This is a genomic window from Marinomonas phaeophyticola (genome assembly GCF_026966905.1).
Lineage (GTDB): Bacteria > Pseudomonadota > Gammaproteobacteria > Pseudomonadales > Marinomonadaceae > Marinomonas > Marinomonas phaeophyticola.
Window position 1 is genome coordinate 133,195 of record NZ_JAPUBN010000013.1, and the last position, 26,665, is coordinate 159,859.

General features: G+C 43.3%; 22 protein-coding genes. 7 read left to right on the forward strand and 15 right to left on the reverse strand.

Features of this window, described 5'->3' with window-relative positions; all coding sequences use genetic code 11:
• Positions 1-89 precede the first annotated feature (89 nt).
• Positions 90-1,058, reverse strand: coding sequence for a transposase (locus O1D97_RS06745; RefSeq protein ID WP_269124055.1), 969 nt, complete (start codon positions 1,056-1,058; stop codon positions 90-92).
• 225 nt (positions 1,059-1,283) lie between these two features.
• Between O1D97_RS06745 and O1D97_RS06750 the strand changes: the two genes are divergently transcribed.
• From O1D97_RS06750 to O1D97_RS06760, 3 genes are all read left to right on the forward strand, one after another.
• Positions 1,284-3,968 (forward strand): hypothetical protein, encoded by a 2,685-nt coding sequence (locus O1D97_RS06750; protein WP_269124057.1) that lies wholly within the window; start codon positions 1,284-1,286, stop codon positions 3,966-3,968.
• 256 nt (positions 3,969-4,224) lie between these two features.
• The gene (locus tag O1D97_RS06755) at positions 4,225-5,274 is read left to right on the forward strand and encodes a hypothetical protein (RefSeq protein WP_269124059.1); all 1,050 of its coding nucleotides are present in this window, start codon (positions 4,225-4,227) and stop codon (positions 5,272-5,274) included.
• Between the two features lie 152 nt (positions 5,275-5,426).
• On the forward strand, positions 5,427-5,804 hold the full coding sequence (locus O1D97_RS06760; protein WP_269124061.1) for a VOC family protein: 378 nt from the start codon (positions 5,427-5,429) through the stop codon (positions 5,802-5,804).
• A 149-nt stretch (positions 5,805-5,953) separates the two neighbouring features.
• Here the strand turns inward: O1D97_RS06760 and O1D97_RS06765 are convergent, their stop codons facing one another.
• The 13 genes from O1D97_RS06765 to O1D97_RS06825 form a co-directional block, all read right to left on the reverse strand.
• The gene (locus O1D97_RS06765) at positions 5,954-6,550 is read right to left on the reverse strand and encodes a HupE/UreJ family protein (RefSeq protein WP_269124063.1); all 597 of its coding nucleotides are present in this window, start codon (positions 6,548-6,550) and stop codon (positions 5,954-5,956) included.
• 82 nt (positions 6,551-6,632) lie between these two features.
• Positions 6,633-7,274 carry an urease accessory protein UreG gene (gene ureG / locus O1D97_RS06770; RefSeq protein ID WP_269124065.1) on the reverse strand — a complete coding sequence of 214 codons (642 nt, stop codon included), beginning with the start codon at positions 7,272-7,274 and terminating at the stop codon, positions 6,633-6,635.
• A 66-nt stretch (positions 7,275-7,340) separates the two neighbouring features.
• On the reverse strand, positions 7,341-8,045 hold the full coding sequence (locus O1D97_RS06775) for an urease accessory protein UreF (protein WP_269124067.1): 705 nt from the start codon (positions 8,043-8,045) through the stop codon (positions 7,341-7,343).
• On the reverse strand, positions 8,026-8,469 hold the full coding sequence (locus O1D97_RS06780) for an urease accessory protein UreE (protein WP_269124069.1): 444 nt from the start codon (positions 8,467-8,469) through the stop codon (positions 8,026-8,028). Before O1D97_RS06780 ends, O1D97_RS06775 begins: the two co-directional genes overlap by 20 nt.
• Positions 8,470-8,509: 40 nt before the next feature.
• Positions 8,510-10,567, reverse strand: a complete 2,058-nt coding sequence (gene ureC, locus O1D97_RS06785; protein WP_269124071.1) for an urease subunit alpha — start codon at positions 10,565-10,567, stop codon at positions 8,510-8,512.
• Positions 10,568-10,620: 53 nt separating this feature from the next.
• Positions 10,621-10,923, reverse strand: coding sequence for an urease subunit gamma (locus O1D97_RS06790; RefSeq protein WP_269124073.1), 303 nt, complete (start codon positions 10,921-10,923; stop codon positions 10,621-10,623).
• Between the two features lie 210 nt (positions 10,924-11,133).
• Positions 11,134-12,060: an urease accessory protein UreD gene (locus O1D97_RS06795; protein WP_269124076.1), complete on the reverse strand. Its 927-nt coding sequence runs from the start codon at positions 12,058-12,060 to the stop codon at positions 11,134-11,136.
• A gap of 99 nt (positions 12,061-12,159) precedes the next feature.
• A complete protein-coding gene (urtE, locus tag O1D97_RS06800) occupies positions 12,160-12,855 on the reverse strand; it encodes an urea ABC transporter ATP-binding subunit UrtE (protein WP_269124077.1) in 696 nt (231 codons plus the stop codon).
• Positions 12,852-13,724 carry an urea ABC transporter ATP-binding protein UrtD gene (gene urtD / locus O1D97_RS06805; RefSeq protein WP_269124080.1) on the reverse strand — a complete coding sequence of 291 codons (873 nt, stop codon included), beginning with the start codon at positions 13,722-13,724 and terminating at the stop codon, positions 12,852-12,854. The genes urtE and urtD overlap by 4 nt, the downstream gene beginning before the upstream one ends.
• Positions 13,721-14,953, reverse strand: a complete 1,233-nt coding sequence (gene urtC, locus O1D97_RS06810) for an urea ABC transporter permease subunit UrtC (protein ID WP_269124082.1) — start codon at positions 14,951-14,953, stop codon at positions 13,721-13,723. Before urtC ends, urtD begins: the two co-directional genes overlap by 4 nt.
• Positions 14,950-16,632, reverse strand: coding sequence for an urea ABC transporter permease subunit UrtB (urtB, locus tag O1D97_RS06815; RefSeq protein ID WP_269124084.1), 1,683 nt, complete (start codon positions 16,630-16,632; stop codon positions 14,950-14,952). Before urtB ends, urtC begins: the two co-directional genes overlap by 4 nt.
• A gap of 147 nt (positions 16,633-16,779) precedes the next feature.
• Positions 16,780-18,063 (reverse strand): urea ABC transporter substrate-binding protein, encoded by a 1,284-nt coding sequence (gene urtA, locus O1D97_RS06820; RefSeq protein ID WP_269124085.1) that lies wholly within the window; start codon positions 18,061-18,063, stop codon positions 16,780-16,782.
• Between the two features lie 1,706 nt (positions 18,064-19,769).
• The gene (locus O1D97_RS06825) at positions 19,770-20,117 is read right to left on the reverse strand and encodes a hypothetical protein (protein ID WP_269124087.1); all 348 of its coding nucleotides are present in this window, start codon (positions 20,115-20,117) and stop codon (positions 19,770-19,772) included.
• Positions 20,118-20,607: 490 nt separating this feature from the next.
• Between O1D97_RS06825 and O1D97_RS06830 the strand changes: the two genes are divergently transcribed.
• The 3 genes from O1D97_RS06830 (at position 20,608) to O1D97_RS06840 (ending at position 24,346) form a co-directional block, all read left to right on the forward strand.
• Positions 20,608-21,375, forward strand: a complete 768-nt coding sequence (locus tag O1D97_RS06830; RefSeq protein ID WP_269124089.1) for a transposase — start codon at positions 20,608-20,610, stop codon at positions 21,373-21,375.
• Positions 21,376-21,729: 354 nt separating this feature from the next.
• The gene (locus O1D97_RS06835; RefSeq protein ID WP_269124091.1) at positions 21,730-22,647 is read left to right on the forward strand and encodes a DUF808 domain-containing protein; all 918 of its coding nucleotides are present in this window, start codon (positions 21,730-21,732) and stop codon (positions 22,645-22,647) included.
• Positions 22,648-22,894: 247 nt separating this feature from the next.
• A complete protein-coding gene (locus tag O1D97_RS06840; protein ID WP_269124093.1) occupies positions 22,895-24,346 on the forward strand; it encodes an FAD-dependent oxidoreductase in 1,452 nt (483 codons plus the stop codon).
• A gap of 110 nt (positions 24,347-24,456) precedes the next feature.
• Here the strand turns inward: O1D97_RS06840 and O1D97_RS06845 are convergent, their stop codons facing one another.
• On the reverse strand, positions 24,457-25,545 hold the full coding sequence (locus O1D97_RS06845; protein ID WP_269124095.1) for a hypothetical protein: 1,089 nt from the start codon (positions 25,543-25,545) through the stop codon (positions 24,457-24,459).
• Between the two features lie 231 nt (positions 25,546-25,776).
• Between O1D97_RS06845 and O1D97_RS06850 the strand changes: the two genes are divergently transcribed.
• The gene (locus O1D97_RS06850; RefSeq protein ID WP_269124097.1) at positions 25,777-26,541 is read left to right on the forward strand and encodes a DUF4197 domain-containing protein; all 765 of its coding nucleotides are present in this window, start codon (positions 25,777-25,779) and stop codon (positions 26,539-26,541) included.
• The last annotated feature ends 124 nt before the right edge of the window (positions 26,542-26,665 follow it).

The following is a 26,665-nucleotide window of genomic DNA, read 5'->3' on the forward strand; positions in this document are numbered from 1 at the left end:
TGGTGCTAATCATCCCAATACATAAGTGCATAAGGTCACTTACTTTTGTATAAGTGTGTTTTCGAAAACAATAAAATGTGTGGTGATGGCTAAGCCAGTAAACGGCAACAGCGTTTATTCGGCCTAGACCTTGGTTGAGCGTTTCTATAACGTTGGATACTTTGCTCTTGCCCAACCACGCCATGGGTATTTTGCTCAAATTGAATGGCAATCGTTAGCCAGTTTTCAGATGATATGCCAAGCCGCTGTAAAATAGGCGAAAGCGATAGGTCAATCGAGCCTCTCTTGTCTTGTCGTGCAATTCTGCCTGTCATATCGACCAGTTGTAGATAGTCCGTTAATTTAAATAAAATCCCTTCGTTTTTCTCTTTATGCTCATTCCCCACAAACGGATGCAGTGCTTTGGGTTGAGAGCCTGTTTTAGCGGCCTTTACCCTTTGCTTGATACTGGTAAACTCGGACGTCTCAGGGGTCGTGGCGATATTGGCTCTAATCGGATTAAGATCAACATACGCCATGCAAGCTAAAACAGAAGCGTCATCTAACAGTGCTTGAGACTTAAAACGCCCTTCCCAAAAACGCCCAGTGCAGCCATCTTCTGCATTGGCTTGTCTTGCAATGGGTTCATTTAATTCCCGCATAAACCAGCTTACATCAGATAGTCTTTTTCGGTATGCCTCAGCTGATTGCTCTGCTAATTCAATGGCATAATCCGGTATGGTGTCGCCTCTCGCGTATTGCTGAGTGAATAAGGACCCTTTATGCAATGAATGCCATCGCCTCAATACCTCATGAGTTGACCAATTTTTGGCTTGTATTTCATTCACATGCAGCACGATGTGCAGGTGATTACTCATCACCGCATAGGCACAAATATCGATTGAAAAGAGTTGGGATAAAAACAAAATTCGTGTCTCGATCCAACCACGACGATGCTCAAAACTCTTTCCGGTTACAGAATCTTCCCCACATAGAAAAGCACGGCGGACACATCGAGAAATACAATGATAGTAAGGTGTATCAGACAAACTAATTTGTTGGTTTCTTGCCCTTGGCATAATTCATTCCTCATTCCTTGAGTTTGATTTCTACAGTTTAAACGGTGATCAAATAAACATCAATAAAGTAATGGGTGTCTCAGATCAGTCTTTTCAATAAAGTAATGGGTGTCTCAGATCCGCTAGATCCGTTCTTAATACGATTGGGTAGCAATCGCTTTTGATAAAACATATTATTTAGGGCGTTACGCAGAGTCAAAAATCGCAATAAACAAGGATGCATTGATGGATACCATGTTGTTAAAGTCAAATACTGATGCTCAAGATCAATTCGTTTTAATCAAAAATACTCTGACTGCGCTGGTAGGCCTTTTCGATGCCGCGCCGTCTGCCGAGTTATTCGCTGGTTTTATGGGGAGTTTAAGCACTGGCGCGACATTGGATGAGCTGGTCGATAACTGGGTGGCTTCAGAGGAATTTGCCTTGTTGTATTCTCCAGATTTAACCAATGAAGCCTTTGCTCAGCGTTTTGTCCGTAATTTATTGGGTAGCGATACGACAGAGGCTAACTTAGCCGAAGGTGAAGCTTTTATCTTAGCTCGCATGAATGAAGGTATGACAAAAGGTCAAGCGGCGTTTGCTGGCGTTCAAGCGTTGTCTACATTGCCGTATACTGCAGGGTATTGGTTTTATAGTGCCCGTGAGGCGCTGGCAAACAAGGTGAATGTGGCAGCGTATTATGTGGCCAGTTACGGTGGAATAGTAGAGCCTGAAAAGGATGCTAATATGTCAGGAGAGCCGTTGTATTATTTACAAGGCATCTTGGACGGTGTGAATTCGTATGCAGACTCTGTTACCACACAGCATCTATTCATTGATGAGGGTCGAAGTGCGTCGGTGCCGCCGTCTCTTACGGTCGTCGCGGATTCGATAATGGGTACGGCTGTCGATGATACGATTCTAGGCAGTACCTTTGAGGGGCAAATGACACTGCAGACAGATGACACCATCGATGGCCGTTTAGGCAATGATACGCTGGAGGCAAAAGTCGTGGCGAGTGATATGGAGGGGTTGTCACCGTCAATCACCAGTGTGGAAAATGTGCGTTTTCAAGCACGAAAAACCGATACTGAAACATCCACTCCTGTCGTTATAAATGCCACTCATATGGATGGCACGCGCCGTTTTACTTCGACTTCTTCCGATAATGATTTGATTCTGCGTCACATTCAACCCCCTTCTCATTTAACTACCTTGGTACTGCAAGACAGTGCGTCCAATGTAAATCTCAAGGCCTCTTTTGATAACGTGACTTCCCCGAAAGGCTTTGTGGGGCAATCACAGCTGAGACTGGAAATATTGGACTTAGACAGCTCGGCTAAAACGGGGGAGCCGTTAGCATTTAACCCTTATATTGGAGTGCGTGTTCAATTAGGTGATCAGCTTATTGATATCAGTATGCCAGGCTATTATGCCCACACATACGAAGATCTGATAAAGAGTTTAAATTACTCTCTACGTCTGCAAGGCATTGAAAATATCGAAGCAACCCTTGGGAATAGTACGTTTGCAAAATTCAATTCGGACGATGGTATTCGATATTCTGGAACGGAAATACGACTGACGTACACCGGTTTAGAGACCTTTAAAGGTATTGGTTGGATTGCAGAAGGGGTGCTTCCTGGATTCAATGTACACACGGCTATTATAGACGCGGCTTTGTCAGAAGATACCTACACCCAAACCAATCTGGTTTTGGATAACGCCGGTCAGGGCGAACAGGGTGGTGAGGTGTTGATTGAATCAGACAATGCCGTGGCCATTAATAGAGTCAACGTTCGTGTTGAAGACAGCAGCTGGGTGTCTCGCCTTGCGACAACAGAGGGCAAATTACAGCAGGTCGTGGTGACCAACGCCAAAGACCATTCAGGGGACTTGCGTATTGGTCATGCGTCAGGCGAAGAGGGTTTGCAAGAGGTACAGCGTTTTGATGCTTCAGCGATGACTGGGTCTGTCGATCTAACTGCGACACTGGGCTTGCAAGCGTTGTCCCTAGCGCAAAAATACAATGGGTTAGGGGGGATTCGAACCGAGGCCGATGAAGACTTTATTTACCAAACCGGTTCAGCCAATGACCGCGTTGTTTTAACCGTGGCAGAGACTCCATTGAGCTATGAGGATTTTGTTTTAGCCATTGCCACCCTCGATGGCGACGATAACGTGACGTTCACCATTCAATCCAATGAGACGGGCAATACGCAAAGCCCCCGTGCTGAAACGGACATGGCTTGGTATCAGCATCAAGCCAGTTTAGACAATGTTCGCATTGCGACGGGCAAAGGCAACGATGCGATCACCTTGATCGGCCGTGGCGAAGTTCAGGTCAATCTGGGCGCGGGAACCGATACCTTGACCTTGTCAAACAGCGAATACAGCCGTGCTATTGTTGAATTCACCGAATATGACCAAGGCCACTTGTCGATAGCCCATTTCCAAGCCGGGTCGGCGGGCGATGTGTTGGATTTCTCTGCTTACTTAACGTCTAATTCAACGACGTCGACGAACCGAGCCGACATCCATTTAAATACCAGTGACATGGCCCAGGCGAATTCCATCAGCATCATTGATTTTGTCGCTGGCGTGGGGACGCAATCCAATGAAACCTTTGCTAACCTGACGGCCGACCATGTACGCATTGCCTTAAACAGCCGCCATGTCGATTCCCAATACGGTAACGGTGTTGAAGGTATTGATGCAGGAGACCTAAGCGCCGCAAGTACGTCTCTAGAAGACGCTTCACTAAAAGACGCTAAGGATTACCTTGTTCTGATACACAACGAAGCCAATCAAGGGGAATACAAAGCGTTTCATCTTACCTCAAAAGGCACAACACAGTTCGAGACAGCCACTCTAATTGGCACCTTGGATCTGGGCGAAGAGCAGACATTCAGTGTGGAAAATTTTATGTGAAAAGCGGTTTTCAAGAGCCGTGAGAGTGAAAGCGGTGATTAAAAAGAAAACGTTTGAACGGCATGTAAGCTAGAGGCTCAGTTAGGCTCCCTTGTTACGATTTTAAGGGATTCTTTCCTGAGCCTCTTTAAAGCGCATTTTAAACAGTCTATTATGAGCTTATTCAATATTGGGTTATAGCGTAATAAAGAAACGATCTAACAATACACGCTACAGCATTATTCTACAGTAATAGCGACAGGAGAAGAGGGACGATATGTTACCAGCAACGCAAAACTTATTAGCGAAACACGGGGTGAGCTTTGAAGCCGCCCGTAGCTTTATTTATTCTAATGTATCTCAACCAAGCATAATTTACCAAACGGCCGCGCAATTTGGCATTACCTTTGATATGTTGGCGGATTTATATGGTCAAGGCACAACAGGGGAGGTGGTAAAAGGCTTTTTTCATCAACAAGGCATGTCGATTGACGGCGATGCCCCTGTTCAAACGCCAGCACCAGCACCAAGCAATGATGTGTCGCAAGGCACCATTGATCTATTGTCTAGCTTGGGTGTTAGCTTGGAAGAGGCGCGTGCCTTTATTGAAAGTGTGGCAGGCCAGCTAGAGTCACTTTATACGGTAGCCGCTCAAAATGGCATTAGCTTTGATATGTTGGCGGAGTTATACGGTAACCTTTACAACAGTGAGGATGTAAAGGCGCTGTTTGCCGCTCAAGGGTTATCGGTAGAGGGCAGTGCGCCAGTGATTGCTCCTGTCTCCCCTCCAACGACTTCTCCAGAGATAAATTCACCTGAAGTGGTTTCTTTTATGGAGAAGTGGGTAAGCGGCATGGTGGCGGGTTTGAATGAACTGAATTTAGGTTCATACGCAGATCAATTATTAAGCGCTTACCAAAGCCAAGGCAGCAGCTTGATCGAGAACAATAACTTTCTAGAATCCTGGACGGAGGCCATGACAAGCTCTTTAAGTACGCTTGATCCTGCTCAGGTGAATCAATTTGTTAATAAAATGATGCCTATCGTTCAAGAGTTATTCAATTTTCAATTAAGCTTTTTGGGTGATTTAGGTATTAATAACTTCATCGCACCTGAAGGTGAAGATGAAGATTTCGACGCGATCTTTGCGGCTTTAGATAACGAAGGATTGTCACAGTCCGAGTTTGATGCCTTGTTAGCTGAAGCGTACAAAAATGCCGGTGAGTATTTTGAAAACCTAATGCCATCCTACGCGGCGGCGCCATCAACACAGATGTCCGAAGTAGTGGGGGTGTCGGAGATGCCAGAAATCGATTTCTTTATATAGCGGCACTCATTCCATCGCTATTTAACGCCGTAAATCAAAAGCAGTCGCTTAACAGTGGCTGCTTTTTTTTGGGCTCAGGGGTAGAGTGAGACGCAATAATTCATAATTTACCATTCACTGAGAAAGATGATATCCACAATAAGAGGTATGAGATGTTAGTAGGCGTGACATTAGGAACAAATCAATTAGCCGCAGCCAGTCAGTTTTATCAGCGGGTTTTGGCTAAAATCGGCATGCAGCAAACGCTTTCCATAGAAGGTGAAGTAGGCTATGGCGTAGCGGGAGTCAGTTCTTTCTGGGTATTGACGCCGTTTAACCAAGAAGCCGCAACGGTAGGCAATGGTACGCAAGTTACGTTTAGAGCCGCGAATAATGCGCAGGTAGATGCCTTTTATCAAGCCGCTCTATCGGCCGGTGGCAGTGACGAAGGGGCACCAGGGTATCGCTATAGAGAACACTATTATGGTGCTTATTGCCGTGATCTAGATGGTAACAAATTGCATGTTATGCACGAGCCTCAATCCTTATAATCTCATGTTAGCCTAGATTGAATGGACCAGCATGCGATAATAATCGCAAAAATCCGTGCCGTTTCACCGCATTAGTCTTAATAAATATTACTAGATTTATCATTAGGATGGCAGGAAGAGAGCACCCTAATGATAAATCGCTTGTGCTATTACGCGACGGCCATACTTAATCCTGTTAGAGCAATCACACCACCCGCAAGGCGAGTCACCCATTGGTTGTACACTGGCGCTACTATGACGCTAAGTCCTTTACTCAATGCAATGCCCGCAAAGTGTAAGGCAACCGATGCTGCTGCGAAGCCCGCAACATATAAGGAACCGTGAACGTCCATCGGCATTTCAACACCGTGAGCGGCACCATGGAAGAAGGCAAAAGCGGCCACTAAAGCGCTGCAGATAGGCGTTGAGAATTTTGACGCGGCGGCTAATAAAATGCCTAAAAAGACAACGGAAAGCACAATGCCTTGCTCAACGAATGGAACACCGACACCTGCCACGACGAGTAGACAACCTAAAATCATGGTTCCTACAAAAGCCGCCGGAACGGTGAAGACCGCTTTATTACCTAGACGCGCAGCCCATAAACCAACCGCCAGCATCACAATTAAATGATCCAATCCCATGAAAGGGTGGGCGAAACCAGATAATAGACCGCTTTCAGCGTGACCTGGATGTGCAAGGGCGAGAGGCGCGGCCATTGAAACGCCAGCTAATAGCAAAGCGCGAAGGGTGTTTTTATACGTCATAGGATTCTCCATGTGTGTATAGATCAACGAAAAAATAAAAAAATCAGTAAACTCTAAGAAGCAATAGAATCAGACCAATGTGTTAGACCACAGCCTGGGCTGAAGGAATATTTTTGGATTCTAACATACCCTCTTTAATGATGAGTTGAATGATTTCATCTAATCCTTGCGCTTTTTTCAAGTTAGAGAAAATAAAGGGCCGATCGCCACGCATCATTTTCGCATCTCGGTCCATTATCTCTAAAGAGGCACCCACTAATGGGGCTAAATCGGTTTTATTGATAATCAACAAATCCGATTTAGTAATTCCTGGGCCTCCTTTACGGGGAATCTTATCGCCAGCGGACACATCGATCACATAAATGGTGAAATCTGATAGCTCAGGGCTAAAAGTCGCACTTAAATTATCACCGCCACTCTCGACGAAGACCACATCCAACTCTCCATGGCGCTCAAGTAACTGATCTATCGCCGCTAAGTTCATTGATGCGTCCTCACGGATCGCTGTATGTGGGCAACCACCGGTTTCAACACCAATAATACGGTCCTCATCTAAGGCTTGATGTTGAGTCAAAAACTTTGCGTCTTCTTGGGTATAAATATCATTGGTGACAACGGCAATATCATAATGATGACGCATGGCGGCACACAAGGAGCGGAGTAGTGCTGTTTTACCTGATCCAACTGGGCCGCCAACACCGATGCGTAAGGTTTGTTTTTTCATACTATTTTTCCTATATAAAAGCGTTTAAATAATTAAGCATAAATAGACTGTTTGTTTGGCAAAGGGTTAAGAGCGAAACAGTCGTGAATATTGTGTTTCATGGCGCGCACTGGCAATGGCAATGGCAGGTAATCCCGCTCCTATGTCTTCTGTGGTCACCGTTTCTGAAACGCGAATGGCCACGGGAATGCCGCGTTGCAATTCGCCTAATAGTTGTTGCGCCTGCGTCTGACCTAAGGGCACTAATTTGGTTGCCGCCGCGATTTGATTTTCTAACCAAGACCAACTAAATCCTAAGGCGGTGGTGTGAAAAGAAATATTCCAATGGTGAGCGGCAACAGCGAATAAGACCACAAAACTGACGTCTTCACCTTTTTCAAAGGGCAAGGGAATGTCTAAGCTGCGTAACAGTCTCGATAAGGCCTCCCCCATAGCGGTGTCAGTAAGCTTGAGCTCTTTGGTTTCACGACACGCTAAAATCAAATCATTGCATTGACTCAATGTGATGTCGGAGCAATCCGTGCGCGCAAGTGACTGCATTGCCAGTTTCAACACAGGCAGGTCTAAACGCGCAAGAGACTCCGTCAGTTGAGTTTCAACCCAATGAGATACCTGAGGGGCATTATTAATCCAGCCGCTATCAATGGCGTATTCCAACCCTTGCGAAAAGGAGAAGCCACCCACAGGTAGACTGACACTGCTTAATTGCAATAAGCGTAATAAACTCAAATCCGTTGTTGCTGAGGTAGCGTTAATGATGCTTGTGGCCATGACTATAGGCTCCAGATTCAGGAATGAAAACGGCCTTGATCGGCGTCACCGTTAATCCTAATAAGACCAGCATTTCTTCAAGAACATGATCGGGCGTAATAGTGAGTGAACGTTCACCTACTGAGATTTTCACGTGTCTATTGCCAAGGTGATAGCAAGCTTTGGCAAAAGTAACCCAATCATCACAACTTGCCTGCGTTACGTCTTCCACCGCGCCTTCTACTTTTATGTGTTTACCGCAAGTAGAAAGTAAATACTCACCTACAAGTAAAGGCTTGCCTCGCTCTAGGAAGACGCGAATGTCTTCGCCATTGGTTCCAGTTAACTTTAAACGTCCGCGATCGCGTTGTTCATGGGTTAGCGTCACGCTTGTGTAGACGGCTTCATGGCAATGGGTGCCAAGGCGTTCGTATATATCAATCATATGGGTGTCCAATTTCATTTTCTATTATTAACGTCATGGGTTAAAACAAGCAATAAAGTTGCGCTAGCGGTAATTCTTTCGCTGGCTCGCAAGTAAGCAGCTCGCCATCGGCTCTGACCTCATAGGTTTGTGGGTCAACCGTAATATTCGGCTGCCAGTCGTTTAAAATCATATCGGCTTTACCTATGTTACGTGTATTTTTACAAGCGACTAAAGTACGATCTAAGCCCAATGTGTCTCCGACTTTATTATCTAAGGCCGCTTGCGAGACAAAAGTCACAGACGTTTTAGCCGATGCTTTACCAAAAGAACCAAACATAGGGCGATAGTGCACAGGCTGTGGTGTTGGAATAGACGCATTGGGATCGCCCATTGGCGCACTGGCTATCATACCTCCCTTAATAATAAGCGAGGGTTTAACACCAAAGAAAGCGGGTTTCCAAAGAATCAAATCGGCTAATTTACCCGCTTCAATAGACCCTACTTCATGGGAAATACCATGAGCAATGGCTGGATTAATGGTGTATTTTGCGATGTAACGACGGGCGCGAAAATTGTCAGCGCCAAGAGCTTGATCTTCAGGTAGTAGACCGAATTGTTGCTTCATCTTATGAGCCGTTTGCCATGTGCGGGTGACGACTTCACCGACGCGCCCCATAGCTTGGGAGTCCGATGAAATCATGCTAAATGCGCCTCGGTCATGAAAGATGTCTTCCGCGGCAATGGTTTCTTTACGAATCCGCGAGTCTGCAAACGCTACGTCTTCTGGAATGTTGCTGTCTAAATGGTGGCATACCATCAACATGTCCAAATGCTCATCTACTGTGTTGTGAGTATAAGGGCGAGTTGGATTGGTTGAGGACGGTAAAATATTGGGAAAGCCGCAGGCTCGAATAATATCGGGCGCATGTCCGCCACCCGCGCCTTCAGTATGGTAGGTGTGAATGGTTCTGTTTTTAAACGCACCTATGGTGTCATCCACAAAGCCGGATTCGTTCAACGTGTCCGTATGAATCGCCACCTGCACGTCGTATTGTTCCGCCACACTCAGGCAGGTATCAATGGAGGCAGGAGTGGTACCCCAATCCTCGTGCAGCTTCAAACCACAGGCACCGGCCTCAAGCTGTTCTATTAATGAAGCCGGTTGACTGGCATTGCCTTTACCCAGAAAACCCAAGTTCATCGGCATAGAATCCGTGGCTTGCATCATCTTACCCATGTACCAAGGTCCAGGGGTGCACGTGGTCGCATTGGTGCCAGTGGCCGGTCCCGTACCGCCACCTATCATGGTCGTGACACCAGACGTGAGCGCTTCTTCAATTTGCTGTGGGCAGATAAAGTGAATGTGTGCATCAATGCCGCCAGCGGTCAGAATTGAACCTTCTCCAGCGATCACTTCCGTGCCTGGGCCAATCACAATGTCGATCTTATCTTGAATGTCAGGATTTCCCGCTTTACCGATTTTAAAAATGCGGCCTGCTTTGATGCCCACATCGGCTTTAACAATGCCCCAGTGGTCTAAAATTAAGGCGTTGGTAATGACCAGATCAACCGCTGTATTGTTGTCCAGCTGGCTTTGTCCCATACCATCACGGATGACTTTGCCGCCACCAAATTTCACTTCATCACCGTATTGGGTGAAGTCTTTTTCGACTTGAATCCACAGATCCGTATTGCCTAAGCGAATTTTGTCTCCTACCGTTGGACCAAACATTTGTGCGTAGCTGAGTCTGTCCATGGTGACTTGGCTGGTGGCGGCGTTGAGACTGGAATTTGCTTGCTTTGTGTCACTATCCAGCGGGCCCATGACATCGCCACGAAAACCGTAAACTTCTCGTTTGCCTGCGTAAGCGACTAATTCGACTTCACGACCTTGTCCCGGTTCAAAGCGCACCGCCGTTCCTGACGCGATGTTTAAGCGGAATCCTTTGGTGATCTCTCGCTCGAAAGACAGAGCGGGATTGACTTCATAAAAGTGATAGTGAGAACCGATTTGCACTGGTCGATCCCCCGTATTTTCTACTCTTACTCGGACGACGTCACGACCCGCGTTTAAATGGATGTCACCGTCAGCTACTTGAATTTCCCCAGGAATCATACCGGCGCCTTTTTTTCTGAAATGGATGAAGACATAAGGTTACTCCCTCTGAGTTAATTAATGGGGTTATGCACTGTGACCAGCTTGGTACCATCGGGAAAGGTGGCTTCCACTTGTACTTCATGGATCAATTCGGTGACACCGTCCATCACTTGCTCTTCGGACAATAATGTTTTGCCATAGCTCATTAGCTCCGCCACGGTTTTGCCATCACGAGCGCCTTCGATAATCTCCATAGTGATGTAAGCCATGGCTTCAGGGTAATTGAGCTTTAACCCCCGATTTAAACGACGCTCCGCCAGCAGGGCAGCGGTAAACACCAGCAACTTATCTTTTTCTCTTGGTAATAATTCCATCGAATCGTCCTCAATTTTTTCTATCCCATTGTTTTAAAAGGGTTAAAGTAATGGGTGTCTTGTATGTTTTGTCTTAAACGTATTAAATCAATGGGTGTCTTGTTTACGTTCCTATCCCATTGTTTTAAAAAGGTTAAAGTAATGGGTGTCTTGTTTACGTTATCTTGTTTAGGTTAATGTTTCTGGATCTTGACCTCATGCTTAGAAAGCCTAGGTGGCCCAAATTCGTGGTTTACAAACTTGGACACCCAACAACGCTGGACGGATCAATTGCCAATATTGGGTAAAAGCGAATTTTGCTTGCTCGGAATCTGGCCCTAATAATCGAATCACGATAAACCCACTGACGAAGCTAATACCGGTGATGCCATGTTGATCGTATTTAGTGGATGCTTGCCTGAGTTGTTCGATCAATGCCGCGGGCTCTGTAGAATGGTTGTTTTTATCTGAGAAAGGTCCCGCGACCATAAACCCGTTTACCGTGTGCTGTCTTAATCCTGTAGCAGAGGTTAACAGCTGGCGGTTGCTGTCATTAATCAATAGACGCTCTTTGAGTACGAGGCGCTGATTTTGTTTGATTTGAATGCATTGACTGACTTGACCTTTGTGGAAGGGCTGCGCACTCGCCGTTAACCCGAAACAGGTGACTTCCCAGCCGATAAATTGCGCGCCTTCGGCTAAATGAATATGGGTGTCTAGTTTTGTTTGGGCTTCTGGGTAGAGTAGCGTTTCCTGCGGTAACCATTCTAATTGGCTATTTTCACCTACATTGAGAGTGACTACTTGGTGTTGTAAGCTTTTGTCGGCTCTGGCTTTATAGACCCGACCTGCTCCTGGTGTAGTAATTAATACCTTGGTATCGGCTTGTTGGTTACTCTTGATGGTTAAGTTGTCCCCGGAAACTAAGCCTCCGGGAGGGTGAAGCAGATAAATATGGGCTCTGTCATACCCTTCAGGGTAAAAGGGTTTTTGCACATAAAGAGGGCCTTTATGTTCGCAAGTCTTGAGTGCTACCCCACGACGAGTATTAGCAAACCCCATGGTTAAAAACGCATGCCAATGTGAAGGGGCATGCGTTGGCGGATTTTGGTTGTTGGTTTGCTCTTCTACATAAGCAAGGTTGTTTTTATTATTCATGGATACCTTTTAAACGCCTTTATAACAAGGTATCCGCTAGTGAAAACAGACACCCGCTGTCATTGTTGTATCTCGACTTTCTGGACGGTCTATATCTCGTTATACGGCAAGATAATGACGGATGAGATCATCGGTTAGGTTCTCCATCTGGTCTGCGGCAACAACACGGCCTTTTTCCATTAAGCGGAAGGATTGACCCACGCGACGGGCAAACCCCAGTTTTTGTTCCACTAGGATGACGGTTAAGCCTTCTTCTTTATTCAGCTTTAAAATGACATCGCCAATTTGCTTTACAATATTGGGTTGGATGCCTTCATTTGGTTCATCTAATATTAAAACGCTCGGTTCTAGTACCAGAGCTCGACCAATTGCCAGCTGCTGTTGTTGACCTCCAGATAGATCGCCCCCTCTTCTATGCAACATCTCTTCCAACACGGGGAAAAGTGTGAAGATTTTTTCAGGAATTTGCTTGGCACCGTCTTTGCGTACGGGGAGACCAATACGCAAATTTTCTTCTACAGTGAGTAAAGGGAAAATGTCGCGACCTTGGGGAACATAGCCTAGCCCTGAGTATGCGCGAGATTCGGCGCTTTTCTTATGTAGAGGGTTGTTATTAAAGAGAATTTCACCACTTTTTATCGGTAGTAATCCCATTAAGCATTTTAATAAAGTGGTTTTTCCTACGCCATTTCGTCCCATGATACAGGTGATGGAACCGGGCTCAATGTGTAAATTTAGGTCCCATAAAATCTGTGTTCCACCGTATAATTGGTTAACTTTATTAAGTGAAATCATAAGTAAGATTCTCCCGCTTTAGTGGATGAAGTCAGGCTGGCGTCCTCTCCAAGGTAGACTTCAATCACATCTGGGTGGTTTTGAATTTGGTCCATTGTTCCTTCAGCGAGCACGGAGCCTTGATGAAGCACTGTAACGGTGCGTGCAAGGCTGCGAACAAACTCCATATCGTGTTCAACCACAATCACAGTATGATCGCCTGCTAATGAGGTCAGAAGTTCGGCGGTACGTTCTGTTTCTTGCGCCGTCATGCCAGCAACCGGCTCATCAATGAGTAATAACCTTGGTTCAGCGGCCAGTAACATGCCGATTTCTAACCATTGCTTTTGACCGTGAGAGAGCGCCCCCGCTAACATAAAGCATTGTTGTTTTAAGCCGATAGTTGTGAGTACTTCGTCGATACGATCTAATTGAGTCGGGGTTAATTTCGCCCATAAAGTGGGTAGCACCCCTTTGTCAGACTTTAACGATAATTCCAAATTACTAAAGACGGTTTGTTCTTCAAATACGGTAGGCTTTTGGAATTTTCGTCCTATGCCTAACTGGGCGATTTCCGCTTCGTCTTTATTTAATAGGTCAATGTTTTGCCCAAAGAAAACCGATCCTGTATCACAGGCTGTCTTGCCTGTAATCACATCCATTAGTGTGGTTTTACCGGCACCATTGGCGCCAATTAAGCACCTAAGCTCTCCGTCATTAATGTAGAGATTAAGGTCGTTCAGTGCTTTAAAACCATCAAAGCTGACGCTAAGTCCTTCTACATAAAGGATCATGTCTTTATCGACATTGACCTGCTGTTCGTGTGGCGCTAGAAATGACCATACTTGATCTCGACGAAAGGTATTGCGAGTGGATTCTAAAAGGCTCATTCATTGGCCTCCTTGTGTGTAGAGGGAGTGGTATTACTCTTGCTGGATTCTGTGTTAGACGTTCCATATTTTGTTTTTAGTTGATCGTATAAGCCCATTAGCCCTTTCGGTAAATACAAGGTCACTAAGACAAACATGGCCCCTAACGCAAACAGCCATGCTTCAGGCATAATGGCGGTAAAGCGGGTCTTGGCGTAGTTCACCAATAAAGCGCCGATAATGGCCCCTATTAAGGTGCCACGACCACCAACGGCGACCCAAATCACAATCTCAATAGAGTTTATTGGAGAGAACTCACCTGGGTTGATAATGCCCACTTGTGGCACATATAGCGCCCCCGCAATGCCTGCAATCACAGCGGAATAGACAAACAACCATACTTTGTAGTTTTGCGTTCGATAGCCTAGAAAACGCGCTCTGGATTCTCCATCTCTTACCGCCAGAACCACTTTCCCTAAGCGCGACTTGAGAATGTAATGACTGGATACGAACACAAGGCTCAGCATAATGGCGGTAATCACAAATAGACTGACACGAGTAGCATCCGATTGCAGATCAAAGCCAAGAATTTCTTTAAAGTCAGTTAAGCCATTATTACCACCAAATCCCATCTCATTGCGGAAAAAGGACAGCAATAAGGCATAGGTCAGGGCTTGGGTCATAATGGATAAGTAAACACCGGTGACACGGGAGCGAAACGCTAACCAACCAAACACAAATGCCAATAGACCAGGAATAAAGACCGCCATGATCATAGCAAACCAAAATTGATCCATACCGAGCCAAAACCATGGCAACTCTTGCCAATCTAGGAAGACCATAAAGTCTGGTAGCAGTGGGTTACCATAAACGCCACGGTCACCTATTTGACGCATTAGATACATCCCCATGGCATAGCCGCCAAGAGCAAAAAAGGCGCCATGGCCGAGACTCAAAATACCGCAATATCCCCAGATAATATCCACCGCTAATGCCAACATGGCGTAGCATAAATACTTGCCTAATAAAGTAATACTGTAAGTACTTACATACAGTGAAGCGCTTTCAGGTAGAAGTAAATTAGCGGCCGAAGCCAAGAGGGTGATCACTAAAAGCAAGATAACAAAAGGGGCGGTGTGCTTGCCAAAGGCACGACTTGAATTCGCTTCTTTTGCCAACCCTTGGTTAAAGGCATCAGACGATGCTGAACTAGATGGCGTTGAATTAAATGACATAGGGTTATTATTCATTCTGCTGCTCTCCCTTTTTGTGGAAAGAGCCCTTTAGGACGCTTCTGGATAAAGAGGATAATAAAGACAAGTACCGCGATGGCCGCTAAAACGGCGCCAGTAACGGGTTCTAAAAATTTGGTTGCTATGCCGAGGGAGAAGGCCGCGACTAAAGTGCCAAAGAGATTACCTACACCGCCAAACACCACCACCATAAAGGAGTCGATAATGTAAGCTTGTCCTAGGTTTGGCCCTACATTAGTGAGCTGACTTAATGCGACTCCGGCAATACCTGCAATACCGGAACCCAAGCCAAAAGTCATGGCATCTACCCATGCGGTTTTCACTCCCATGGCTCGGGCCATATTACGATTTTGTGATACCGCTCGAACATTCAAGCCTAACGAGGTTTTCTTTAAAATAAACAATAAAGCAAAAAACACCAACAAGGCGAATGCCAAAATATACAGACGGTTTAACGTAAGAGATAGCACGGGATTAATCTCCACTGAACCACTCATCCAGCTGGGTGTGGATACTTGACGGTTCAAAGGAGAGAAAATACTGCGTACAAGCTGTTGCAGAATTAAGCTAATTCCGAACGTCGCTAGCAAGGTTTCTAAAGGGCGGCCATGTAAGTGACGAATCACTCCACGTTCAATTATCACTCCCATTAATCCAGAAACTACGAAGGCCGCAGGAATGGCCACCCAGATGGAATAATCAATGTGGTTTGGCATCAATAACTGCACTACGTAGGTCGTATACGCGCCAAGCATAATCATCTCACCGTGGGCCATATTGATGACACCCATCACTCCAAAAGTAATGGCCAAGCCAATGGAGGCGAGTAACAACACGGACCCTAAACTGAGTCCAAAAAATAATTGATCAACTAAGGCGTAGCGGTTGACTTGCTGATCAATCGTTTTCAATGCGGTCAGCGCGGCGTTACGAACGACTTCGGGTTGATCGTCTTTTGTTAGTTGTGTTAACGCGTTGCGTACCTCGTTTTCTAAACTGTTGGCCAATCGGCGAATGGCAGCGACCTGTTCTCGTTCAGAACCATTCTCGGCACTGTATAAATCGAGAGCTATATCCATCATCGCTTTCACACCGGTATCGGTTTCTTTTTCTCTAAGCTGATGAATACGACTGATTGTGCTCTCATCTAATGAGCTTAATAAAGAACGGACGGAAGATTGGCGTTTGCTAATGTCTGTTGACGACAATTGAATGCGAGCAATGGCGCCGCGTAAATATTTTCGCAGGGCATTATTTACTTTGATTTTCTTTACTTTTTTCGACGTTAATTCAGATGCCTGCTGATTCGTTGCTTTATTAAGAAAAGGGAAAGTAGTAAATGACGTTTTACCATCAATGGAACGCTTTTGAACCAGAGATCGATCACTTTTAACGTAGTATAAACCGCCTTCTAATAGAGTCGTAAAAACCGGTAGCATTTCTTCGCTACTGATCTGTTCAATTTTTTCCAAGATCGGCATCGACTTCTTTAGACTGGCGTTGGTGAGATCCATCAGTAATGCATCGCGTACTGCTATTGCGTCAGATGGGTGGGACTGAGTGCTTTCGGCGTGGCTTGAAAGGCTTAAAAAAGAAAGCAAGCAACAGCAAAAGAGAATAAGGTTTTTCAAGCAAATACTCCTCTTAACGCTTTGTATTTTTCTTAAACGGTACATACGTTAGCCTGTATATAAGTTAAACAATACATGGGTTAAAACTGGTAAAAGAAAGGAGAAAAAAACTGCGACTCCATACTGAATCGCAGTAACTATCTGGGAGGATAGGAGGGTTTCCTCATCGTTCAGATTTTGGAACGGGTTAACTTAGTAATTTTGACCAGAGCAGGCTTTGGTTTTGGTGTTGTAATTACCGCATTTAATTGGTGCTGTCCAATCGGAGATTAAGTCCATTGAACCCGGTAAAAAGTCTGACCATGCATCACCCGGTACGACACCTTCTGTTTCCCAAACCACTTCAAATTGACCATCGTCTTGGATTTCACCGATTAATACTGGCTTGCTCAAATGGTGGTTTTTGTTCATAACGGCTGTGCCACCAGTTAGGTTGCTCGTCTCTTGTCCGATCATCGCCTGTTCAACGGCATCAACATCCGTCGTGCCGGCCTCTGTGACCGCATTTGCCCACATTTTGAAACCTATGTAAGTGGCTTCCATTGGGTCATTGGTGACGCGATCTTGATTTTTAGTAAAGGCTTTCCATTGCGTAATGAACTCAGCATTGTCATCACTTTCAACGCTTTGGAAATAGTTCCAAGCCGCTAAGTGACCAACCAGTGGTGCGGTATCCAAGCCGGATAATTCTTCTTCACCAACAGAGAACGCAACAACGGGGATGTCTTCTGCTGAAATGCCTTGGTTGCCTAGCTCTTTGTAGAAAGGTACGTTTGCGTCGCCGTTGATTGTAGAAACCACCGCGGTTTTCTTGCCTTCACTACCGAATTTTTTGATATCAGAGACAATGGACTGCCAATCAGAATGACCGAAAGGGGTGTAGTTGATCATGATGTCTTCTGCTGCCACACCATTGGCTTTTAGATACGCCTCTAAGATTTTGTTCGTGGTACGTGGGTAAACGTAATCGGTTCCCGCTAACACCCAACGCTCTACTTCTAGATCGTCTTTTAAGTAGTTTACGGCAGGGATTGCCTGTTGGTTCGGCGCCGCACCTGTGTAGAATACGTTTTTAGACGACTCTTCGCCTTCATATTGAACAGGATAGAACATCAAACCGTTTAGTTCTTCCAGTACAGGTAAGACAGATTTACGTGAAACTGAAGTCCAGCTACCAAAAATGACATCCACTTTTTCTTGAGTTAAAAGTTCACGACCTTTCTCTGCAAATAAAGGCCAGTTTGAAGCTGGGTCAACCACAACGGCTTCTAATTGCTTGCCGAGTAAGCCGCCTTTTTTGTTTTGTTCTGCCACCATCATTAACACAGTGTCTTTTAATGTGGTTTCACTAATCGCCATCGTACCAGAAAGAGAATGCAGGACACCCACCTTAATGGTATCCGCCGCGTGGATATTAAAGGCAACCAAAGTAGCACCCGCTAAAGCAATCGAAGAAACAAGCGTTTTCATTTTCATCGTGTTGTACCTTTTAAATAAAAAAATGGACTGAATGAGCGAAGCTGACATAACCATGAATAAACCGAGTCAAACAGCAGCAGCGCTTCTAAAAAGTAAGCCTGATCAGTATTGTGAAAAATGAAGGATTAAGGTATTCGCTGATTGACGCAGAGGCATACGTCATTTGACGTATAGGCTTCGTTGGAATAGGTCATTCTAGTAGATCGCGGCTTTAGCCCGAAAAATCTACAGGAAAGCACTCAAAGTAAAAAACCTCCGGTTTCTACTGGTATTATCAATGTAGAAAAGCGGAGGTATGGTGCTTTTGATTGTGCTAAATAGATGAGAGGGAACTAACGGATTTTAAAATATATAAATGCTCTTTTAAAATAAAGATAGATTTTTTTAAGGTTGAATTCAAACGATAAAAGTAAAGATAAAATAAAAATCACTGATGCATTTTTTAAGTTTTCAAATGTAATGTAAAAATAAAATGAATAAATAAAAGGTAAGATAAATTTGTAGTGATCACTTTTTTCTTTTAGAAAGGTCATCATTAATATAGGAGGGATATAATAATAATCCATTATTATTTCTTGTATGTTCATAGTTTAATTCCGATAGGATCTTTTCTGGAAGTAAGAGGAGTTACTATATAAATAGCAACTCCCTGTATTCTACATGTTAATCCATTATTTTACAGACCACATAATCCACTGCACCTGTTGCTAAACCAACGTCTGGTTTTTTAGACATAACTCCTGCTGTTATACCTGCTTTGACTGCATCATCTAGGCACTCGTCACTAGATATATTATCTAATCGTGTGCGGTCAGATCTCCAACCATAGCTGCGTGTCATATTGCTGTGGTTACTACTGTAAGCATTTGGTGATCCATTTATTCCACGAGTACTGTTACCACCTCCGCCTCCACCACCAAATGCGATGTTTTTATTTAAATTAGATTCAGGTAAAACCGTTTTTTTTATAAATAATTGACATAATTAATTATCCTTAATTTTTTATGGAATGTTTGCGGGGATTCATCGAGAATACCCAGTTAATTGGAGCAGAAATGCTCACAATGTTTTTTATAATAAAGAGGTCTTGAATTCGACTAAATAGGTCCTTTATAAAGTAGAATCTATCTGGAGATTAATTTATGGTGTTTTTATTGTCAAATGTTTTTTAGCGTTATTTTTTCAATTTATATTTGTAATATTTATTTTTCTAATTAGAATTTTACAAAAGTTTTTCAATTTACAATATTGTGTGTTTTGTCTTTTTCCTCAAAGTCGCGGCTTTAGCCCGAAAAATCTACAGGAAAGCACTCAAAGTAAAAACCTCCGGTTTCTACTGGTATTATCAATGTAGAAAAGCGGAGGTATAGTGCTTTTGATATGTTATATAGTGACTTGGTCATATGATAAGGATCAAAAGTAGAAGAAATATAAAATGTATAAATATAAAACACTTTTTTCTCTCATGTTCACTATTCTTTGTTAATAAAGTATTTTCAATAGTGACAGTCGATAAGGAAAGTGCTGTTACGATTAGAATCCAATAGACAGAATTTGTTTCTTTATCTATGAAAAAACTGATAGCTCTCAAAGAAATAAAATAAATTGAATATGACCATAAGAGTTCGAATATAATTTTTTTTAATTTCATAATAAAACCAAATAGATTTAATAGGGAGAAAATGTTTCTCCCTAAGATGATTTTACCACTTGTGATTAATTATTTGGTCAGCCGTATTTATTACTGCTGATGCCCCGCAGATAGTAGGGTTTTTTGTTATTCCGCAGGCACTTCCTGATATTATAGATGATGCTCTGACTATGTTTTTTATATCTTGGCTTGAAATTTCACCTGAATTAACTTGATCAGGAACATTTTGAACTCTTGTATAATTGTTTCCTGTTCTATCAGCTATGTAATTACCTCTAGACACAATTGCGCCTTCGGATACCCGCATAGATGCTGAACCACCTCCGCCTCCACCACCAAATGCGATGTTTTTATTTAAATTAGATTCAGGTAAAACCGTTTTTTTATAAATAATTGACATAATTAATTATCCTTAATTTTTTATGGAATGTTTGCGGGGATTCGTCGAGAATACCCAGTTAATTGGAGCAGAAATGCTCACAATATTTTTTATCATAAAGAGGTCTTGAATTCGACTAAATAGGTCCTTTATAAAGTAGAATTTATCTGAAGATTAATTTATGGTGTTTTTATTGTCAAATATTTTTTAGCGTTATTTTTTCAATTAATAATAGGTTTTGATTCGCTTGTTGATGTTTCTTTTATCATTGTCTAAACTTAACTAATCAAACTCAAGGATGAGAAGGTGTTATGCCAAGAGCAAGAAGTCAGCAGATCTGTTTGTCTGAAACTCCATATTACCACTGCGTATCTCGCTGTGTTCGCCGAGCTTTTTGTGTGGAGAAGATTTTATAACCGGCAAAAGTTTCGAACATCGTCGTGCTTGGATTGAGGCGCGAATTCTATATTTAGCTCAGATCTTCTCTATTCATATTTGTGCTTATGCTGTGATGAGTAATCATCTACATATAGTGCTATACGTTGATGAGAAACAAGCGGGAAATTGGTCAGTGCATGAAATACTGAGACGCTGGCATTTGCTTCATAAAGGTACTTCATTTACTCAACAATACGCCCGTGGAGACACCATGCCAGCTTATGCTATGGAGTTAGCGGAGCGATCAGCTGAGGCTTATCGAGATAGGTTAACTGACATTAGCTGGTTTATGCGGGAGTTGAACGAACCCATTGCTCGGCAAGCAAACCAAGAAGATGAGTGCACAGGGCGATTCTGGGAAGGGCGCTTCAAATCACAAGCTTTGTTAGATGAGGCTTCTGTTTTAGCGTGTATGACGTATGTCGATCTTAATCCCATTCGAGCCAATATTTCGTCTACTCCTGAGTCATCCGATTTTACAAGTATTAAGAAAAGAGTTACATCAGTAAAAACAGGCACTCAACCAAAAGTTCTGTACCCTTTTATTGGCCATAATCGAAATGATGAAATAAAGGGGATTAGGTTTCAATTAGCCGATTATTTGCAGTTAGTGGATACGACAGGCCGTATTATTCGACAGGAAAAAATAGGGTCGATTGATGTATCTTTATCTCCTATTTTACAGCGGTTGGGTATAACCTCTAAAAACTGGCTGACGATTGCCATGAACTTTGAAGAAAATACCCATGGAATTGTTGGGCAGGAACACAGTATGACGCGCTATAAAAATGCTCAACCAAGATCAAGGCCGAATAAGCGATGTTGCCAATTATTGGCCTAGCGTAAACTTTGCATCTTAAACTAAACCTCACTCCTTACTAATCAGTAAGCAATTCAACTCTCCTGAAGAACCCAATCCGCTTTGAAATAGACGGTTAAGTGAACGAGATCCTAGCTAAGTTTTTATTTACCTCTTTGTAATATGTATGGGTCTAATTAGAAGGTTAAAAAAGTCTTTCAATTTATAATATTGGGTGTCTCGTTTTTGATGGTGTGGGTGGCCTTCTGATGGTTGTCTTGATGGTGTGGGTGGCCTTCTGATGGTTCTGATTTTTTGGTGTTCTTTTATAGGGATAAGCATAATAATTAGTGTTAACGATGAAATATTCCATTTACTTAAATAGAGATAAGCATCATGGCTATGACTGGATTACTGGCGCTATTGGATGATATTACTACCTTACTTGATGATGTGGCTGTTTTTTCTAAGGTTGCTGCGAAGAAGACGGCGGGGGTATTAGGCGATGATCTTGCTCTTAATGCGGATCAAGTCTCTGGTGTAAAAGCTGATAGGGAGCTTCCTGTTGTCTGGGCTGTTGCTAAAGGTTCGTTCCTTAATAAACTGATTTTAGTACCGTTAGCGCTCGCAATTAGTGCCTTTACACCATGGTTGATTCAGCCTTTGCTTATGGCTGGAGGTTTATACTTATGTTTTGAAGGTGCCGAAAAGGTATTGCATACGTTTAAAAAAAATGATGAAGAGAAGCAGGTTCTTAGAAATAATTTGCAACAGGCAGAATCTACAAAAGATTTGCTTGTTTTAGAAAAGGGCAAGGTAAAAGGCGCCATTCGTACAGACTTTGTATTATCGGCAGAAATCATTGTTATTGCCCTGGGAACCGTAGCGGGTCAAAGTTTACTCATGCAAGCTCTTGTTGTTAGTTTAATCGCATTTGTTGTAACCGTGGGGGTTTATGCATTAGTCGCTTTAATTGTTCGTCTTGATGATATTGGGCTGCATTTATTCCAGTTACCGAATCGGTTCGTTAAGATAATAGGCAATACCATTTTAAAAGGGGCACCTATGTTAATACGTCTACTGACGATTGTAGGAACCATTGCTATGTTCTTGGTGGGCGGTGGTATTTTTGTTCATGGCTTACCTGTCTTACATCATCTTGCTGAAATGGCCGTTGCGGGAGAGATGGCCCAACTCCCAATAATGTCAGCGCTTATTGATACCGGTATTAGTCTAGTCGTTGGGCTCTTGATTGGTGGCGTGGCTGTTTTGCTCTTTTCTCTCTTGCCTCAAAAATCCTCAGATCATTCATAATGACATAATGAGAGACACCCATCACAATGTGAGCGTAATAATATGAGACACCCACCATATCGATACTATTATTTGCCTGCGTTGTTAAGTTTAAATGTGTTTTAGGGGTGGGTGTCTTACCTAGATTCCCAGGATCCCGTTAGTTCCTCCATTAGTTTGGTTGAGACTTGATGTTTAATGGGTGTCTCGGTTCGGTTTTTATGTTTGATGGGTGTCTCGGTTCGGTTTTTTAGAGGAAGTGAATAACGTGAAGAATGAAGAATCCCACTGGAGTGTGTGCTTAGAGTGTCAGGGACGAGGGAAGAAGAGCAAGCGTATCCGTAAAAAAGTGCGGCTTAGCTATCGGAGGGAGTTAGAGGCTTTTGAACAGTCAAATGGAGAGGGCATGCCTCCAGTTCGTCCTAAAGGGCATCTTGATTCGTGTTCAAAATGTGCCGGATCGGGTTTAATCGCGGCCGCTAGCGCACCAGAAGTTGATCGTGAGAATTATCCCCATGTGGCGATTGTTGGTGGAGGTATTGGAGGTGTGGCGTTGGCGGTGGCATGCTTGCATAGAGGCATTCCCTTTACTCTTTATGAACGGGATAGTGGCTTTGATGCTCGATCCCAGGGTTATGGCTTGACCTTACAGCAAGCAAGTAAAGCCATTGAAGGATTAGGGATTTTTTCTTTAAAAGAAGGCGTGATTTCAACTCGCCATCTCGTGCATACGACAGACGGAAAAGTGATTGGGGAGTGGGGTATTCGAAAATGGATACAGTCTGATGTTAAATCGCCACCTAAACGGACAAACATTCATATAGCACGTCAATCTCTGCGTTTGGCGTTACTGGAGCAGCTTGGGGGAGAGGGTGTTGTTCAATGGAATCACCAGTTGGTGGATTTTAAGGAAAATGAGACTAATGAGGTTGATCTGAGCTTTAATGTTAATGGCGTTATAACTCATGCTAAAGCCGATATCCTTGTAGGAGCTGATGGTATTCGTAGCTCTGTCCGCAGGTTATTGATCGGTGAGGAGGAAGCTCCTTTACGTTACCTAGGGTGTATCGTTATTTTAGGGATCTGTCCTTTGACGGCGCTTAATGGTATTGAGAGTGAATTACTGGATTCAGCGACGGTATTTCAAACCGCTAATGGCAACGAAAGAATGTATATGATGCCTTTTGATGCACATTCTGTGATGTGGCAGTTGAGCTTTCCAATGGAGGAAGAGGACGCAAAAGCATTGAGTGCTCAAGGGGTAAAATGCCTTAAAGAAGAGGCTTGTCGTAGAACTCAATGGCATGACCCTATCCCACAGATAGTTGCGTCCACATTAGAAGCGCATATATCGGGTTATCCCGTATACGATAGAGCCTTGCTTACTGCGGAGTGGTTGCAAAAAGGCGCTAAGGTCACCCTGATAGGAGATGCTGCACACCCAATGAGCCCATTTAAAGGTCAGGGTGCCAATCAAGCGTTATTAGATGCGCTTGCTCTTGCTCGTGGGATTGCCAAAGAGTGCAATGCTTTTTCTCAATGGCGAGAGCTTGGGGTAAGGGAAAGTGTACTAACGGAATTTGAACATGAGATGTTAGAGCGCAGTGCGATCAAAGTAAAAGATTCTGCCGAGGCGGCTGAGTTTTTACATTCAGACATCGTGTTACATGAGGGAGATGAGCCCAGAGGCCGTAACTTGAAAAGAAAAGATCCAATATGACCCTAAAGAAATGAGAGTTGAATAATTAAGGGGTTACTAAATTTACTTACTAACCCCAAAATTACTCAATAGTAAATCGATCTATCCTTACATCAAGATCGACTCAGATTTTATTGCCTATCTTGAAGCTTGTAATCTTCAGGCACTTCAAATTTAGTGTCTTTGATCATTTTTTCAGATACTGAAGTGACTTCGTAAATGTAGCGAACGCGGGCGTCTTTTTTCCAGTCCGTTATAACATCATCGACTATTTTATCAGCGCCATCTTTGATCATGTTACCAAAGAAAGCGGATGCGGCATTACCAATGCCTTGTGATAAATCAATATCTTCAGAAGCACGTTTTTTCTTAGGAACCGCACAGGCTTCGCTCTTTTGGAACCATTCCATTTTGATTGAAAGTGGGTAACCTTCAATAGTCGCAAGCTTTTTGGTTATGCTATTAAATTGAGCGGCGTCCGTTTTTTCAATATCGCCACTGAATGCACTGATGGCTTTATAACCTTCTTTTCCGAGTAGACGAACTAACACATTGTTATCACCAACGGCATTAAGGTAGTTATCTGTTGCCTTTTCGTGAGTTTTCCAAGCTTCTTTGATATTTTCTGTTGGTACAGTGGTCCAAAATACAAATTGCAGCAAGTTTAAATCGACCTTACCTTTGCTATCTTTAAACTCGGTTGTCCAACGTGCGGTGTATTCTTGTGCTGGTAGCCCTCCGATTTTACGGGTGTTATTTGTAGCTACAACGTCAAAATCATTGGTAGCGAGTTCGACCTCACAGCCTTTTTCTTCGTAGGTTTCATACTCTTCTTCGTCTTCAGATGAGTCTTGAGCCTTGTCCATGAAATTAGCAAACACATCACTGCAACCACTTAATGGACACTCACTATAGACTTCTTTGTCGTGATCGATGTCCCATAGTAAGTTGTTATCTATGCGAAAAACCGTAGTCGTATCGTAATTTGCCCAACGCATATAAAAGCTATCAAATTTTGCTTTTTGATCAATGGCTCGCATGTTTTCACGGGTATAAACAATTTGTTTGCCTTCATGGTCAGGAAGGTACAGGCCATTAATCGTAAAGTCAGCGGTAACAACAGACGTAGGGCTTTTTGGGATGTTATCGACTTGTGGAGTAGAACAAGCTGTTAAGGCACTCGCGACAGCAATGGCCGTTATAGAACGTGTGAAAGTCATTTTTATTCCATTTAATGAATGAATTTAGGATGATTTTTGCATAAAAGCTGCACATTTATAAGTGCTAAATAGAATCTATAGAGAAAATTTTTACGAAAGGCAATAAAGGTCTTTTTTAGTGTTTTTGAGAGACGCTATGCTGTTCTCATAATGTTGTTAACATTTCTCTTATACGATTCGATAGGGGTTGTCTGGTATGCTTAGCAAAATCATGAGATATGGAATTGAAAAATGAAAAAAATCTGCCTTATGGCTTCAATATTAACGGTTTCTATGTCATCAGCGACGCTTTATGCTGGTTGGTCGGATGCACTTAAGGATGTGGTTAAAGATGAAGACGTACAAAAAGTATTAGACAAAGCGGTTGGTACCACTACAGGTAAGACAAGCAATTTAAGTACTGACACTGTGATTAGTGGTTTGAAAGAAGCGCTTGAAGTCGGTAGCCGACGAGCGATAAAAGAGATCAGTCAACCTGGTGGTTATCTTGATAATCAAAAAATTCGTATTCCATTACCTGATAGTGTGAATAAGGTCTCTGCATTACTTAAAAAGTATGGTTTAGAAGGACAGGTGAATGATTTTGAAGAAAGCATGAACCGTGCTGCTGAAAAGGCCGCCCCGCAAGCCACAGCATTAATTGTATCGGCAGTGAAAGAGATGAGTTTTGAAGACGCCCAAAAAATCTATTCAGGGTCTGATGGTGCGGCAACCGCTTATTTTAAAGAAAAGACCAGCGATAAGTTAAGATCTTTGTTCCAACCGAGTGTAGAAGCGTCATTAGGGGAAGTAGGGGCAACTCGTTACTATAATGAGTTAGCGACAAAAGCTAAGGATATTCCACTTATTGGAGACAAAATTAACCTAGACCTGAATAGCTATGTAACCGAAGAAGCGTTAAATGGTCTATTTACTATGCTGGCGGCGGAAGAAAAGAAAATCAGAGAAAACCCTGTTGCTCGAACAACGGATTTATTGAAAAAAGTCTTTGAATAAAATGTATAAATATTCCAATAAATACGCATTCTAATAAAAATAATTACAGAAGCTGCATCTGAGAAATTGTACTGATGTATTTAATACGTACTGATTAGAGCATATTACCGATTTTTCATAGATT

What these genes read in the sequence shown, in the direction of transcription:
- O1D97_RS06745 (WP_269124055.1), bottom strand. Translation starts at nt 1,058, where the DNA reads ATGCCAAGGGCAAGAAACCAACAAATTAGTTTGTCTGATACACCTTAC.
- urtA (WP_269124085.1), bottom strand. Translation starts at nt 18,063, where the DNA reads ATGAAAATGAAAACGCTTGTTTCTTCGATTGCTTTAGCGGGTGCTACT.
- O1D97_RS06830 (WP_269124089.1), top strand. Translation starts at nt 20,608, where the DNA reads ATGAGTAATCATCTACATATAGTGCTATACGTTGATGAGAAACAAGCG.
- O1D97_RS06835 (WP_269124091.1), top strand. Translation starts at nt 21,730, where the DNA reads ATGGCTATGACTGGATTACTGGCGCTATTGGATGATATTACTACCTTA.
- O1D97_RS06845 (WP_269124095.1), bottom strand. Translation starts at nt 25,545, where the DNA reads ATGACTTTCACACGTTCTATAACGGCCATTGCTGTCGCGAGTGCCTTA.
- urtB (WP_269124084.1), bottom strand. Translation starts at nt 16,632, where the DNA reads ATGTACCGTTTAAGAAAAATACAAAGCGTTAAGAGGAGTATTTGCTTG.
- O1D97_RS06750 (WP_269124057.1), top strand. Translation starts at nt 1,284, where the DNA reads ATGGATACCATGTTGTTAAAGTCAAATACTGATGCTCAAGATCAATTC.
- O1D97_RS06775 (WP_269124067.1), bottom strand. Translation starts at nt 8,045, where the DNA reads ATGGCCACAAGCATCATTAACGCTACCTCAGCAACAACGGATTTGAGT.
- O1D97_RS06790 (WP_269124073.1), bottom strand. Translation starts at nt 10,923, where the DNA reads ATGGAATTATTACCAAGAGAAAAAGATAAGTTGCTGGTGTTTACCGCT.
- urtE (WP_269124077.1), bottom strand. Translation starts at nt 12,855, where the DNA reads ATGATTTCACTTAATAAAGTTAACCAATTATACGGTGGAACACAGATT.
- O1D97_RS06850 (WP_269124097.1), top strand. Translation starts at nt 25,777, where the DNA reads ATGAAAAAAATCTGCCTTATGGCTTCAATATTAACGGTTTCTATGTCA.
- O1D97_RS06765 (WP_269124063.1), bottom strand. Translation starts at nt 6,550, where the DNA reads ATGACGTATAAAAACACCCTTCGCGCTTTGCTATTAGCTGGCGTTTCA.
- O1D97_RS06760 (WP_269124061.1), top strand. Translation starts at nt 5,427, where the DNA reads ATGTTAGTAGGCGTGACATTAGGAACAAATCAATTAGCCGCAGCCAGT.
- O1D97_RS06755 (WP_269124059.1), top strand. Translation starts at nt 4,225, where the DNA reads ATGTTACCAGCAACGCAAAACTTATTAGCGAAACACGGGGTGAGCTTT.
- O1D97_RS06780 (WP_269124069.1), bottom strand. Translation starts at nt 8,469, where the DNA reads ATGATTGATATATACGAACGCCTTGGCACCCATTGCCATGAAGCCGTC.
- O1D97_RS06825 (WP_269124087.1), bottom strand. Translation starts at nt 20,117, where the DNA reads ATGTCAATTATTTATAAAAAAACGGTTTTACCTGAATCTAATTTAAAT.
- urtC (WP_269124082.1), bottom strand. Translation starts at nt 14,953, where the DNA reads ATGAATAATAACCCTATGTCATTTAATTCAACGCCATCTAGTTCAGCA.
- O1D97_RS06795 (WP_269124076.1), bottom strand. Translation starts at nt 12,060, where the DNA reads ATGAATAATAAAAACAACCTTGCTTATGTAGAAGAGCAAACCAACAAC.
- ureG (WP_269124065.1), bottom strand. Translation starts at nt 7,274, where the DNA reads ATGAAAAAACAAACCTTACGCATCGGTGTTGGCGGCCCAGTTGGATCA.
- ureC (WP_269124071.1), bottom strand. Translation starts at nt 10,567, where the DNA reads ATGATTCCTGGGGAAATTCAAGTAGCTGACGGTGACATCCATTTAAAC.
- urtD (WP_269124080.1), bottom strand. Translation starts at nt 13,724, where the DNA reads ATGAGCCTTTTAGAATCCACTCGCAATACCTTTCGTCGAGATCAAGTA.